The sequence below is a fragment of the Amycolatopsis sp. cg13 genome (genome assembly GCF_041346965.1).
Taxonomy (GTDB): Bacteria; Actinomycetota; Actinomycetes; order Mycobacteriales; family Pseudonocardiaceae; genus Amycolatopsis.
Map to the genome: position 1 here is coordinate 418,314 of NZ_CP166848.1, position 13,814 is coordinate 432,127.

General features: G+C 71.2%; 12 protein-coding genes. 5 read left to right on the forward strand and 7 right to left on the reverse strand.

What is annotated here, in order from left to right; all coding sequences use genetic code 11:
• The first annotated feature begins 17 nt into the window (after positions 1-17).
• From AB5I40_RS01775 to AB5I40_RS01790, 4 genes are all read left to right on the forward strand, one after another.
• Positions 18-1,016, forward strand: a complete 999-nt coding sequence (locus AB5I40_RS01775; RefSeq protein WP_370936650.1) for a zinc-binding dehydrogenase — start codon at positions 18-20, stop codon at positions 1,014-1,016.
• A 69-nt stretch (positions 1,017-1,085) separates the two neighbouring features.
• Positions 1,086-1,493 (forward strand): RidA family protein, encoded by a 408-nt coding sequence (locus AB5I40_RS01780; protein WP_370936651.1) that lies wholly within the window; start codon positions 1,086-1,088, stop codon positions 1,491-1,493.
• Between the two features lie 43 nt (positions 1,494-1,536).
• On the forward strand, positions 1,537-2,391 hold the full coding sequence (locus AB5I40_RS01785; protein WP_370936652.1) for an MBL fold metallo-hydrolase: 855 nt from the start codon (positions 1,537-1,539) through the stop codon (positions 2,389-2,391).
• Positions 2,392-2,468: 77 nt separating this feature from the next.
• Complete coding sequence (locus AB5I40_RS01790) at positions 2,469-2,996, forward strand: pyridoxamine 5'-phosphate oxidase family protein (protein ID WP_370936653.1); 528 nt, start codon at positions 2,469-2,471, stop codon at positions 2,994-2,996.
• 904 nt (positions 2,997-3,900) lie between these two features.
• Here AB5I40_RS01790 and AB5I40_RS01795 read toward each other — a convergent pair.
• Positions 3,901-4,410 (reverse strand): MarR family transcriptional regulator, encoded by a 510-nt coding sequence (locus AB5I40_RS01795; RefSeq protein ID WP_354735092.1) that lies wholly within the window; start codon positions 4,408-4,410, stop codon positions 3,901-3,903.
• A 55-nt stretch (positions 4,411-4,465) separates the two neighbouring features.
• Between AB5I40_RS01795 and AB5I40_RS01800 the strand changes: the two genes are divergently transcribed.
• Positions 4,466-6,415: a DHA2 family efflux MFS transporter permease subunit gene (locus tag AB5I40_RS01800; protein WP_370936654.1), complete on the forward strand. Its 1,950-nt coding sequence runs from the start codon at positions 4,466-4,468 to the stop codon at positions 6,413-6,415.
• Here the strand turns inward: AB5I40_RS01800 and AB5I40_RS01805 are convergent.
• Genes AB5I40_RS01805 through AB5I40_RS01830 form a run of 6 tightly spaced genes read right to left on the reverse strand, consistent with a single transcriptional unit; the run spans position 6,412 to position 13,750 of the window.
• On the reverse strand, positions 6,412-7,236 hold the full coding sequence (locus AB5I40_RS01805; RefSeq protein ID WP_370936655.1) for a CoA ester lyase: 825 nt from the start codon (positions 7,234-7,236) through the stop codon (positions 6,412-6,414). The genes AB5I40_RS01800 and AB5I40_RS01805 overlap by 4 nt on opposite strands.
• The gene (locus tag AB5I40_RS01810; RefSeq protein WP_370936656.1) at positions 7,233-8,441 is read right to left on the reverse strand and encodes a CaiB/BaiF CoA transferase family protein; all 1,209 of its coding nucleotides are present in this window, start codon (positions 8,439-8,441) and stop codon (positions 7,233-7,235) included. Before AB5I40_RS01810 ends, AB5I40_RS01805 begins: the two co-directional genes overlap by 4 nt.
• On the reverse strand, positions 8,438-10,387 hold the full coding sequence (locus tag AB5I40_RS01815) for an SUMF1/EgtB/PvdO family nonheme iron enzyme (RefSeq protein ID WP_370936657.1): 1,950 nt from the start codon (positions 10,385-10,387) through the stop codon (positions 8,438-8,440). Before AB5I40_RS01815 ends, AB5I40_RS01810 begins: the two co-directional genes overlap by 4 nt.
• Entirely contained in the window at positions 10,387-11,277 is an 891-nt protein-coding gene (locus AB5I40_RS01820; RefSeq protein ID WP_370936658.1) for a ribokinase, read from the reverse strand. Before AB5I40_RS01820 ends, AB5I40_RS01815 begins: the two co-directional genes overlap by 1 nt.
• Positions 11,274-12,593 carry an ADP-ribosylglycohydrolase family protein gene (locus AB5I40_RS01825; protein ID WP_370936659.1) on the reverse strand — a complete coding sequence of 440 codons (1,320 nt, stop codon included), beginning with the start codon at positions 12,591-12,593 and terminating at the stop codon, positions 11,274-11,276. The genes AB5I40_RS01820 and AB5I40_RS01825 overlap by 4 nt, the downstream gene beginning before the upstream one ends.
• Positions 12,590-13,750 (reverse strand): ADP-ribosylglycohydrolase family protein, encoded by a 1,161-nt coding sequence (locus AB5I40_RS01830; protein WP_370936660.1) that lies wholly within the window; start codon positions 13,748-13,750, stop codon positions 12,590-12,592. Before AB5I40_RS01830 ends, AB5I40_RS01825 begins: the two co-directional genes overlap by 4 nt.
• Between the last annotated feature and the right edge of the window lie 64 nt (positions 13,751-13,814).

A 13,814-nucleotide genomic window follows, 5' to 3' on the forward strand; every position in this document is an offset into this window, starting at 1 on the left:
CTGTTACGTTCGCGGACGTGACAACAAAAGCGATGCGGGCAGTGGTTCACGAAGGCGCGGCGGGAGTCGGCGGGGTGCGGGTCGCGGAGGTCCCGGCGCCGCAACCCGGACCGGGCGAAGTGCTGGTCCAGCTGAAGGCAGCCGGGCTGAACCACCGGGATCTGTTCATCGTGGACAGTCGCACTCCGGCCGATCCCTGGGCCGTGCTGGGCTCGGACGGCGCCGGAGTGCTCGTGGCCGCGGGCGCGGACACGAGCGTCGAGATCGGCACCGAGGTCGTCGTCAACCCGTCCCTCGACTGGGCCGAGCCGGACGTCGTGCCGGAAGTCCCCGCCATCCTCGGGGTGCCGACGAACGGCACGCTGGCCGAGTACGTCGTCGTCCCGGCGGGCAACGTCCTGCCGAAGCCCGCGCACCTGAGCTGGACCGAAGCCGCCGCGCTCCCATTGGCCGCGCTCACCGCGTACCGGGCGCTGTTCACCCGCGGCGGGCTGACCGCCGGGGAACACGTGCTGCTGCCCGGCATCGGCAGCGGGGTCGCGACCTTCGCCCTCGCCATGGCGAAAGCCGTGGGCGCGACGGTCAGCGTCACCTCGCGCAGGCCCGAAAAGCTCGCCAGGGCAACGGAACTGGGGGCCGACCGGGCGATCGGCAGCGGCGGCGACTGGGCCGCCGAACTCGGCGAACCGGTGGACCTGGTCGTCGACAGCATCGGCTCGGCGACGTTCGACTCCTGCCTCTCGGTGCTTCGTTCCGGCGGCCGGATGGTGACGCTCGGCGCGACCACCGGCCCGGACGTCGAGTTGTCGCTGCGCAATCTCTTCTTCCGGCAGATCAGCCTGCTGGGCACGTCGATGGGGAGCGCGCGGGAGTTCTCGCAGATGGTCGCGCTGGTCACGGAACACCGTCTGCGGCCGGTGGTGCACCACGTCTACGACCTCGCGGACGGGCCCCGCGCGCTGGGCGAACTGGCGTCCGGGGACCAGTTCGGCAAGCTGGTGGTCACGATCGGGTGACCGGCCGGTGATTTTTTGTCGGTGGCGCATGGTGAACTGAGAGCACGAACCAAGGGAGGGGAACACCTGATGAGCAAGCGCTGGAATCCCGGGACGGTCGCGGCGCCGGTAGGCCGCTACAGCCACGTCGCGCAGGTTCCTGCCGACCACGAACTGGTCGTCGTGGCCGGGCAGATCGGCGCACGGCCGGACGGCACGCTCGCCGGGCCGGACGCGGAAGCGCAGACGCGCGAGGCGCTGGCGAACATCGAACGCGTGCTCGCCGCGGCGGGGGCCGGGCCGGAGCATCTGGTCAAGGTCTTCAGCATGGTCGCGGGCACTGAGCACCTGGCCGGTTTCCGCGCGGCGACCGGCGACGTGTTCAGCCGGTGGTTCCCGGAAAGCGACTGGCCGACGCAGTCGCTGATCGTCGTGGCCGCGCTCGCCAAACCGGAGCTGTTCGTGGAAATCGAGGCGATGGCGGCGGTGCCCCGATGAGCGTGCGCACGATGTCCCCTTTCCCCGGACGACAGGAAACCCGATGACCATCACTCTCGGACCGCTGCGGATCGACCCGGTAGCCGAACTGGACCACTGGCCGTTCGCCCCGGCGGACCTGTTCCCGGCAGTCACGCCGGAACACCTGGGGGAGCATCGCGGCGACCTCGACCTGTCGATCACCACGTACCTGGTGCGCACGCCGGACCAGACCGTGCTCCTCGACGCCGGGAACGGCAACGCGAAGGAACGCCCGGTCCTGCTGGCGCACCACCAGTTCGACGCGCCGTACCTGGAGCGACTGGCCGCCGTCGGCGTCGTGCCGGAGGACGTCGACGTCGTCGTGGCGACCCACCTGCACCCCGACCACTGCGGCGGCTTCACCCAGCTGGTCGACGGTTCCTGGGATCCGACGTTCCCGCGCGCCCGGTACCTGATCCCGAGCGAGGAATACGCCTGGCTCCAACAGGTCCACGCGTCGGCACCGGACGGCGGCGTCGCGGGCGATCTGGCCAGGACGTTCGAAGACAGCGTGCTCCCGGTCGTCGAGGCAGGTCTGGTCGAGTTGATCGACCTCCCGTACGAGGTGGCGGACGGCATCATCCTGCGCGCGATGCCCGGCCACACCACCGCGCACCTGATCGCGGAACTCGACGGCGGCGGTCAGCACGCCCTGGTGAGCGGGGATGTGCTGCACCACCCGTTCCAGTTCGCGAACCTGACCCTCGCCCAAGGCGGCGACGCGGATCCCGCCGCCGCCGCGGAATCCCGGCGGACCCTGTGCGAACTGGCCGTCGAACGGGACGCGCTCCTCCTGCCCGCGCACTTCCCCGTCGGGCGGATCACGCAGGACGGCGACGGTTTCCGCTACCGCCCAGTCCCGGCGGGAGGTGCCTGACCCATCCTTTCGACGGTGCCTGCCGATTTCTTGGCGGGGCGGTGTCGATTCGGCGGCGCCCCGTTCGACGCATGGGCATGACTGACTACGAACCGACCTCGACCCGCAACCTCGACCGCTACGGAAACGCTCCGCTGCCGTGGAGCCGTGCCCGAGACGTCCTGGCCACCGACACCCCGACCGCCGACCTGACGTTCTTCGTGGCGACCGTCCGCCCGGACGGACGTCCGCACTCGGCAGGCGTGGGTGCCGTCTGGGTGGACGACGCCCTGTACTTCGTCGGCGGACCGGACACGCGCCGCTCCCGGAACCTCGCGGCGAACCCGGCGTGCAGCATTTCGGTACGACTGCGCGGCCTAGACCTGGTGCTGGAAGGCGATGCCCACCGAGTCACCGGCGTCGACACCGTGGCGCACCTGGCCGAGGTCTACCGCTCAGGCGGCTGGCCAGCGGAGGCGACCGGGGACGCGCTGACGGCCCCGTTCAGCGCACCGAGCGCGGGCCCGCCGCCGTGGCACCTGTACCGGCTCACCCTGCGCCGCGCAGTGGGAGTCGCGTCGGAGGAACCGCACGGGGCGACCTGCTGGGAGTTCGCCAGGAGTTGAGCGCGGCGGCTCGTCTTCGCGCGGGTTGTGGCGCGGACTGCCTGCTGGGGGCGGGAGGGGATTGCGTGGCGGCTTGGCTTGGCGTGGGGCGGGACTGCCTGCTGGGAGGCGGGAGGGGATTGCGTGGCGGCTTGGTGCGGCGGCGTTGGGGCGGCGCGACCTGCTGGGAGGCGGGAGGCGATCGCGCGGCGGCTTGGCTTGGCGCGGCGGCGTTGGGGCGGGGCGACCTGCTGGGAATTCGCCAGGGGTTGAGCCCGGCGGCTCGCCTTCGCGCGGGTCGTGGGGCGGAACTGCCTGCTGGGAGGCGGGAGGGGATCGCGCGGCGGCTTGGTGCGGCGGCGTTGCGGCGGGACTGCCTGCCGGGAGTTCGCCGGGGTGGAGCGCGGTGATCGGGTTCCGGCGCGGGGCCGTCGTCGTGGAACTGCGTGCCTGCGTTCAAGCCTGGTGGTCCGGCTTGGTGCGGGGGTGCTGGGGCGGAACTGCTTGCTGGGCGTCGGCCAGAGTTTGGGCGTGGCGGTCCGGCCTGGCGCGGGTCGCCGTAGCGATACTGCCCGCCAGGGATCGGGCGCGGCGGCCGGGTTTGCCATGGGCAGTCGTGGCAGGACCCGGTCGCGGAGGGTGGGAGTTCGCGGGACGCTGAGTGCGGTCTGCTGCGGGATGCGGTCAGGGCGGAGTCGGAATCGCGTGCCGCCGGTTGAGCGGTTCGTCCGGATCGCTGAGCGAGTGGCCGTCGCAGAACCGCCGCGCGATCATGCTCTGTCGGGCACGCGGTGGACAGGTTCGTCTCAGGGAAGCGGCCGTTAGCGGTGCGTGAGCGGGGGATTCGGCCGCCGCAAGCAGCGTCGGGCCTGCACCGCGAAGCCTGAAAACGCCGGGTACCAAGCCCTCCGAAAAACGCCGGGAATCAAGCCCGCCCGTCCGGCCCCTCCCACTCCAGCAGCAGTTCCCGCAGGTCGTCGTTCATCCGGTCCTGTTCCGCGTGCGACAAGACGCCCAGCAACCGTGCCTCAGTCTGGGTCTTCATCCCGAACACCTCGAGGGCCCGCGCCAACCCCTCCTCGGTCAGACTCACCAGGATCTGCCGCCGGTCGCCGGGATCGATGTCGCGGCGCACCCAGCCCTTACGTTCCAGCCCGGCCACGCGTTTGGTCACCCCGCCGGACGTCAGGCGCATGCTGTCCAGCAGCTGCCCGGCCGAGAGGCGGTACGGGGGACCCGCCCGCTTGAGCGCGCCCAGGAGTTCCACCTCCCACAAGCCGACCCCGAAGGCGTCGAACTCGCGGCGCAGTTCAGTTTCCAGGAGCCGGGCCGCGCGCAGCAGGCGGAAGCTCAGCGCCTTGCTGACCCGGTCTTCCTCGCGCACGCCGGTGATCTGCGCCATGACTCCGTCGACGTGGTCCCGCTCCGCTGGCATGGGCGAGTATTCTAACACCAGTAATTATCTTACCGGTCTCGAATCAGGATGGTCCGTGCACGCTTCCCCTGCCCCCGAGCCCGATCCGCAGCGCTGGCGCGCCTTGTGGGTGTGCCTCATCGCGGGGTTCATGACGCTGCTCGACGTCAGCATCGTCAACGTCGCGCTGCCCTCGATGGAGCACGGGATCGGCGCGACGCCCGCGGACGTCTCGTGGGTCGTCTCCGGGTACGCGCTCACGTTCGGGCTCGCGCTGGTGCCGTCGGGGCGGCTCGGCGACGACTACGGCCGCCGCCGGATGTTCTTGCTCGGGCTGGCGTTGTTCGTGGCGACCAGCGTCCTGTGCGGAGCGGCGCCGAACGCGACGTGGCTCGTCGTGGCGCGGCTGGGGCAGGGTGTCGCGGGCGGGTTGCTGAATCCGCAGATCATCGGGCTGATGCAGCAGCTCTTCTCCGGCCGCGAGCGCGGCAAGGCGTTCGGCGCGTTCGGGGCGACGGTCGGGCTGTCCACCGCGATCGGGCCGGTGCTGGGCGGGTTGCTGATCCAGGGCATCGGCGTCGACCAAGGGTGGCGTTGGGTGTTCTACGTCAACCTGCCGATCGGGATTCTCGCGATCCTGTTCGGGCTGCGGTTGCTGCCGAAGGACGCGCGCAGCGGCCGGAAGCGGACGCCGGACCTGGTCGGCAGCGTGCTGCTCGGCGTGGCGGTCGTGCTGGTGATGCTGCCGTTGATCGAGGAAGAGGAACAGGCGACGGCGCCGCGCTGGTGGCTGATGGGCGTCGCGGCCGGGCTGCTGGTGCTGTTCGTGCTGTGGGAGCGCTGGCTCGGCAACCGCGGCAAGCAGCCGCTGGTGAATCTGAAGCTGCTGACCGTGCGCAGCTACTCCATGGGTTCCGCGCTCGGAATGGTCTATTTCGCCGGATTCACCGGGATTTTCCTCGTTCTGACGCTCTTTTTCCAGCAGGGCCTCGGCTACACGCCGCTGCAGGCCGGCGCGGCGATGCTCGCGTTCGCGATCGGCTCGGCGATCTCGCCGACCATCGGCGGACGGCTCGTGCACCGGTTCGGCAGGCCGATGGTTGTCCTCGGCACCCTCCTCGTCGCGATCGGGCTCGCCGCCACCGCGTGGCTCGTCCGCGACTACTCCGGCGCGAACACCGCGTTCGTGCTGGCCGCGCCGCTGTTCGTCGGCGGGTTCGGCAGCGGGCTGGTGATTTCGCCGAACTCGACGCTCGCCTTGGAAGAAGTCCCGCCCGCGGAGGGCGGCACCGCGGCCGGAGTGCTGCAGACCGGGCAGCGGATCGGTTCGGCGGTCGGGACGGCGCTCGGCGGATCGCTGTTCTTCGGAGAACTCGGCCGTACGCACGGGGATTACCACTCGGCGACCGCGCTCGGGTTGATGGGCTCGACCGCGCTGGTCGTGCTCGCGTTGCTGTTCGGGGTCGTCGACGTGCTGCTGTCGCGGACACGGAAACGCCGCGACACAACGCCAAGTGCGCCGTCCGCGGCGATTTCCGGCACGGTGAGCGGCCTTGCTTCCGACGAAACCGCCTCGGTGAGCCTGACCTCCTTGGAAACCCACGAAGTACGCCGTACCAGCACCGGCGCGGACAACAGCTTCGCCCTCGACGCTCCGGCGGGCTCGTATCTCCTGCTGGTACAGGCAAGCGGCCGCGAACCGGTGGCCCGGCACGTGCAGGTGGGCGCTGAACCGGTGCGCGAGGACGTCGTGCTGGCGCGGTCGGTCCGGCTCACCGGCACGGTGCACGCGATCCGGGGGCCGTTCCCGGGTGCGCAGGTCGCGGTGCTGGACGCCGAGGGCCAGGTCCAGCGGGTGACGGTAACGGACGAGGCGGGCCACTACACCGTCGACGATCTGTTCCCCGGCGAGTACACCGTCGTCGTCACCGGGTATCAGCCGGTCGCGGGCCCGGTGCAGCTGACGGACGAGGGACCGGTCCGGTTCGATCCGTTGCTGCGCTTGGTTTCCGCGGACAAAGCCTAATCGGAGACGAGCGCCAGCACGGCCAGCGCCTGGTCCCGCATCGCGACGTCCAGGAACGTTCCGTCGGCAAGCGCGATCGCGCCCACCCCGGCCTGGGTGGCACCGTCCATTCGGGACAAAACCTCGCGCGCGCGAGCGACCTCCTCCGCCGTCGGCAGGAACGCCGCGCGGATCGTCGGCAGCTGCACCGGATGGATTGCCGTCCGGCCGCGGAATCCGAGCGCCCGCCCGGACCGGCAGCTTTCCGCCAGCCCGTCGAGATCCCGGACATTCGCGTACACCGACATCGCGGGCGGCGGCAGGCGCGCGGCGCGGGCGGCGTTCACGATCCGGCTGCGGGCCCAAGTGAGCCCGGCTTCGTCGGCGAGCCGCAGGTCGGACCGCAGATCCGCTTCGCCGAGCCCGAGCGACGCCGTTTGCGGGGAAGCGAGCGCGATCTCCAGCGCCCGCTCCACCCCGAGCGCCGATTCGATCAGCGGGTGCAATTCCCGGCCCGGCAACGCATCGGCGTGCGACCGGACGTCAACCGAACTCTCGACCTTCGGCAACCGCGCGCCCACCCACGTCGGCAGCGCGGCAACCGCGGCCACGTCCGCCGCGTGCCACGGCGTATCCGGGTGGTTGATCCGCACCTGCACCGGCCGCGACGCGGGCACATCGGCCAGCAGTCGCATCGCGTTGTCCCTCGCGGCATCTTTCTGCGCGGGCGCGACGGCGTCCTCCAGATCGACCAGCACGACATCCGCGTCCGACGCGAGCGCCTTGGCGACGCGATCGGGCCGGTCCGCCGGGACGTAGAGCAGGGTCAGCGCGGGCGTCATACCGCTCCCTCCGCGCGAAGTTCAGCGATTCGCGACGGAGCGAAGCCCAGCGTGCCGAGCACCTCGTCGGTGTCCGCGCCGTGCGGTCGTCCGGTGAAGCCGATGACGCCGTCGTTGTCCGACAACCGAAAGAGCGGTCCCTGCATCAACGTCGTGCCCAGTTCCGGGTCTTCGATCTCGTGGATCGTGCCCAGCGCGCGGAACTGCGGGTCTCCCACGATGTCGGCCGCGTCGTAGATCGGCGCGACCGCGGCCTGTGCCTCCTCGAACGCGGTCACCACCTCGTCCCGCGCGTGCTGCGCGATCCAGCCGCCGACGGCCTCGTCCAGTTCGTCCGCGTGCGCGGCCCGGTCCGCGCCGGTCGCGAACCACGGCTCGTCGGCCAGTTCCGGACGGCCGACCAGCCGCACCACGCGCTCCGCGATCGATTGTGCCGACGTCGACACCGCCACCCACTGGCCGTCGCTCGTGCGGTAGGTGTTGCGCGGCGCGTTGTTCGTGGACCGGTTGCCGGTGCGCGGCTGGACCGTGCCAAGCTGGTCCCACCGCGTGATCTGCGGTCCGAGCATGGCGAGAATCGGCTCGATGATCGCGACGTCCACGACCTGGCCGCGTCCGCTGGCAGCGCGCCCGGCCAGCGCGACCATGATCGCGTACGCGGTGGCCAGCGACGCGACCCCGTCGGCGAGCCCGAACGGCGGCAGCGTCGGCGGGCCGTCCGGTTCGCCGGTGGCCGCCGCGAATCCGCTCATCGCCTCGGCGAGGGTGCCGAAGCCAGGCCGCGAGCGGTACGGGCCGAGCTGACCGAACCCGGTTACCCGCGCGAGCACCAGCCCAGGGTTGCGCGCGGACAGTTCCTCGTAACCGAGGCCCCAGCGTTCGAGCGTGCCCGGGCGGAAGTTCTCGATCACCACGTCCGCGGTTTCGGCGAGCGCCAGGAACACCTCGCGCCCGCCGTCGCTGCTGAGGTTCGCGGTGACGGTGCGTTTGTTGCGCCCCAACGTCTTCCACCACAGGTTGACGTCGCCCTTGGCCACGCCGTGCGTGCGCGACGGGTCGGGCCGCGACGGGTGCTCGACCTTGATCACCTCGGCGCCCATGTCGCCCAGGTGCATCGCGGCCATCGGCCCGGCGAACAACGTGGACGCGTCCACCACCCGCAGCCCGGCCAGCGCCCCGGCGGACGCCTCCCTCGACACGGTCATCGCGTCACGTCCCACGCACAGCGGAACCCGACGGTCGCGCCGCGCGCCAACCCCAACCCGGGCAGCAGCAGCTTCACGCTGTAGTCCGGGGCGTGCCGACCGCCTTCGACGTACCATTCCGAACCCTCGGCGCGGTAGTCGCTGCCGCCCTTGAGCATCACGAACCGGGTCCTCCCGTCGGAGTGTTCGCTTTCGGTCCAGTTCCACACCGCCGGCGCGCCGCGCCGCAGGCCGCCGGTTTCCCCAGCGAGCTGCCATTCGTCCTCGGTCGGCAACCGGCCGCCGCGCCACGCGCAGTACGCCCGGGCGTCGTCGAGGTCCACAAAGGTCACCGGCTCGTCCTCGGCGGCAGGCCGACCGTCGACCCAATGCGCGAGGAACCGATGCGGCTCGACCGGCTGGTATCCCGTAGCGGCAAGGAATTCCGCGAACTCGCCGTTCGTCACCTCGGTGGCGGCAACCGCGACCGGCGACGGCAGCGAACCGTCTCGCTGCAGTGTCCGGGCATCGTGCAGCCGTGGCGGAAGGGGTTTCCACTCGTCCACATACGGCGCGCCCTGGTACATCCCGGTCTCGCGCCCGCGGTACCGGACCGTCAGTACATATGGCCCCGCAGGAACCACGACCGCGTCGTCCTCGGGCCCGCCACTCGTGGGCTCAGGAACGACCCGCGTCGCGAGCCGATGCGGGAAGCGAGCGTCCGGATCGTGGGGGAGAGTCGCCACCCGGGACAGCCACGACGGCTCTGTCGCACCTTCGGCGACCTGCAGCAACGCCGAAATCCCGCGCGCCGGCACCCGCCCGTCAGCGAAAAGATCGATCACCGGCCCGTCAACGACCGGCCCGAGATAATCCGAGTCGCCCCGGTTCACGACCGTCCACAGTGTCCAGTCACCGAGTTCCCAGCGCGACGCGTAAACCCCAGCCGCTTCAGCTTCCGGTGTCAACGGAGCCAACGGCGTCCATTCGCCCTCGCGCAGCAGGTCACCGGCCGCACGCTGCACCGTCACCATCCGCCGCACGGTCGCCGCGTCGCGCGGGGACCACCCGACCCACACGCCGAACACGACTTCCCACACCATCACGCCGACGCCGTTCAGCCACGCCGACTGCAGTTCCTCGGTGTGGTCGCGGTGCCACCGCCGCACGTGGTGCTGCATGTGCCGCCGCTCGTACCAGTGCGAACGCAGCACACCCGGCACCGGCGAATCGGCGAAGAACTGCGCCCACGACGCCGAATGGTCCTCGATCCGCTCGACCGGTAGCTTCGACTCGCCCTCCAGCACGACCCCGGGCCGCGCACGTTCGAGCTGCTCGACCAGCGCCGGATCGGCCTTCTTCAACGTGTCCAGGAAGACGCCGTCCGCGCCGAAATCCGCCAGCACCGCGGACAATTCCGCGGCGTCGTCCTCGCCGCGACGGGTACCGACGTCCCACGGGTTGTAGTCCACGAACACCCGCACGCCCGCCGAATGGAACGTCTCGACGAGCTCGCGGAGACCGGGCACGTCGCGGTAGAAATCCCACTGGTTGCGGTCGTCGAGGCCGATCACCGGGTACGCGTGCCACAGCACGACCGCGTCGAGCCCGCCGAACCGCTGGTGCGCGTCGGCGAGGAACCGCTCCGGCGTGAACCGGTGCTCCTCGAACGAATACAGGAGCTCGTCCCACAACCAGACCTGCGCGACCGTGTGGCATCCGGCGGCCCACGCGGCTTCCGGCCGGTCGTAGGCGCGGCCGTGGTAGCTGTGCCGTTCGTGCGCGTCAGTCCGCCATTGCCGCAGCCGCGCCCGCCATTCCGGACGGTCGGCGGGGTCCGCCGGGCCGACGAAGATCTTGGCCTCGTCCAGCGCGACGAGCTGCTCAGCCGACAGGGGAGCGTCCAGCGGGACCTCGGTCGGCTGGTCGATCGGGCGCGGGACGAGCGGGTCGAACACGTACGTCATCAGGCGTTTCCTCCGGCAGCGAACTCGGCGACCTCCGCAGCGGTCGGCACGGCGGACTGCGCGCCGGGCCGGGTGACAGCGAGCGCGGCGGCGGCTCCGGCGAGTTGAGCGGCTTCGCGAAGCGGACGACCCTCGGCGAGTACCGCTGCGAGCACGCCACAGAACGTGTCCCCGGCACCGGTGGTGTCCACTGGGGACACTCGGAATCCGGGCAGGTGCACGATTTCCGCTTCAGCGACCACACAGCCGACCGCGCCGAGCGTGATCACCACAGCGGGTGCGCGCTGCTGCAGAATCCGGGCCAGCTCCTCGGGCGCACCGGACATCCCAGCCAGGTCCGCGGCCTCATGCTCGTTGACGATCAGCACGTCAAGGTCAAGATCCGGCAGCGGCCGGGAAGGCGCGGCGTTGAGCACCATCCGCGCGCCAGTCCGCCGGGCCGCGGCGGCAGCGGTCACAGCCTCCAACGGGACTTCCAGCTGGGCGAGCACGACGTCGGCGGCGGCGATCCGCTCCAGCTGTGCCTGACCCAGCTGGAGCCGGGAATTGGCCCCAGGAGCGACCACAATGGAGTTCTCGCCGTCCGGCGACACCATGATGAACGCGGTCCCGGTCGCACTGTCCACTCGCGACACCAGGTCCGTCCGCACTCCGGCTTTCGTCAACGACGCCAACAGAAGCTCCGCGCCGTCATCGGTCCCGAACGCCCCGAGAAACGTCGTCTCCGCTCCACCGGCGAGCGCCGCGGCCACCGCTTGATTGGCCCCCTTGCCACCGGGACTGCGCCGCAAATCCCCACCGAGAACGGTCTCGCCCCCGCGCGGCTGCCGCGGAACGTCGACCACCAGATCGACATTCGCCGACCCGACGACAGCAACCCGCCCGGTCATCGCGTCACCCCGGCCGTCCGCGCGGCGAGATCGGTGATCCGCTGCTCGCCGCCGGGCAACGACGTCGCGATCCGGTTGTCGAGCGGCTTCGTCCACTGCTCGCCGATCCCGTCCATGCCCAGCAGCGCACCGACCACCCCGCCGACCGTCGCAGCGGCGGAATCCGTGTCCCAGCCAGCCGTGACAGCGAGCGAGATGCTCTGCCCGAAGTCGCCATCGCCGCGAGTCAGCGCGTACGCGATCACCGCGGCGTTGTTCAACACGTGCACCCAATGCAGGTCGCCGTACTCGGCGTGGAGCCGGTCCAGCCCGTCCTCGTAAGCAGCAGCTTCCCGCCCAAACCGCACCGCGGCAGCCAGCCGGCTCTCCGGCGGCAGAACAGTTTCCGCCGCATCGAGGACACTGTGGACGGAGTCGCACACCATCGCCGCCGACGCCAGCGCAGCCGCCCACATCGCGCCGTAAATGCCGTTACGGGTATGGCTGAGCCGCGCGTCGACCCACGCCATCCGCGCGGCGCCTCGGACGTCACCGGGGGAGACCCAGCCGAAGACGTCGGTCCGGATCAACGCGCCGATCCACTCGCGGAACGGGTTGAGGTGCGTCGCGGTCTCCGGCACCGGCCGCGCGTCCAGCAGATTCCGGTACGCGGCGCGCTCGGCGGTGAACACCCGCCCGGCGGGCAGGTGCTCCAGCCAGAGCTGCGCGACGTCGTCGGTAGTGAACTCGCGGCCGTGCCGTTCCAGCAGCGTCAGCGCGAGAATCGGATAGTTGAGATCGTCGTCCTCCGGCATCCCGGAGATGTTCTCCTCCAGGGAAGTCGGCCGCGAGCGCCGGTTCCACGGCCATCGCGCCGCGACGTCGTCGGGCAGCCCGACCTCGGTGAACCACCGGTCGAGCGGCCAGCGTCCGGTCGCGCGCAGGATCTCTTCGATGCCTTCGCGCGGGATCTTCTCGACCGGCTTCCCGAGCAGGCATCCCGCCGCCCGCCCGGTCCACGCGCCGAGCGTCCGGTCCGCGAGGGGCCGGGGGAGCACCGGCGCGGGCGGGAGCAGCGCGGCGATCTCTTCCCAGCCGTCCGGCTCTTCCGGCGCGGCAGGACCGGGGAGTGCGGCCAGTTCTTCCAGCAGCGTCCGGGCCAGCGCCCGCAACGCTGGGGGCGCCGGCCGCGGTCCTGCCCCGCTCACGGCGGGTACCGGATCGCCGCCGGCGGCGATCCAGCGCTCCCGCACCGAGGTCACGTCCTTGCCCTCCGCGGCGGACTGGACGAACCCGTGCGCGAGGAGGTCTTCGGGCTGAGCCCAGGTCAGCCTCATGCGGCGGCCAGCGCGTCGAGAGCGGCGAGCCGCGCCTGGGCCCGCGCCCGGTCGGCCTTCACGATGTCCGTCGCGGCGGACGCGAGCAGCAGCCCGGTCTCGCGAAGGTCCATCTTGCTGGCCTCGCCGATCGGATCGATCCATTCGTCCGGCACCGAAGCCGCCCCGCCGAGCCCGGCGCAGAGCGCGCCCGCCATCGACGCGATCGAGTCCGCGTCCCGGCCGTAGTTCACCGAACCGAGCACCGCGCCGCGGTAATCGCCCTGATGTCCCAGCACAAACCCGAGCGCGGCAGGCAATTCCTCGATCGCCTTGGTCCGCGACGGCCGCCGTGCGTCCATCGACATCTGCCGGTACTCCGGCCCGACCGAATCGAACGGCGCGACCACCTCGCGGATCTTCCGCGCGAGCGCCCGCTCCTCGTCGTCGGTCTTGGGCGCGGCGTTCCACCCCTGGAAGGCTTCGACAACCGCCTGCAGCGCCGCCAAAGTCCCGTCGTGCGACACCGCGAGCGCGGCCTGCACGATGTCGTCCAGCCCAGCGCCAGGCGCGACCGAAGCGGCGACCATCGCGGCCAGCACCCCGGCGGCTTCCCGGCCGTAGCTGGACTGGTGCGGCGCGGTCAGGTCGATCGCCTCCGCATACGCCGCCTGCGGGTCGCCTGGGTTCACGACGCCGACCGGCGCGATGTACATCGCCGCGCCGCAGTTCACGATGTTGCCGACGCCCGCCTCACGCGGGTCCACGTGCCCGTAATGCAGCTTCGCGACGATCCACTTCTCGGCGAGGAACACCCGCTGCAGCAACAACGCCGTCGACTCCAGCTCCGGCACCCAGCGCGGTTCGCCGATCATCAGCGGCACCAGGTCTTCGGCCATCGAGTACGCGTCGAGGTGCGCGCGGCGCTTCGCGTACACCTCCACGATCGCGCGAGTCATCAAGGTGTCGTCGGTGATGTGCCCGTCGCCCTTGTGGTAGGGCGCGATCGGGCGCGCGTCCCGCCAGTTCGGGTACCACGGCGGGACGATCCCGGTCACGCGGCCGCCGTGGCGCTCCTCGATCTGCTCGGGCGTCCACCCTTCGGTCGCGCCGCCGAGCGCGTCCCCCACTGCCGCGCCGGTGATCACTGCCACCGCGCGGTCCTCCAGCCAGGTCACCGGCTTGCGTCCCTTCGTTCTTCGGCGCGGGCCAGTTCGCCCGCGCCTGTTGTGCGCGCCGGGG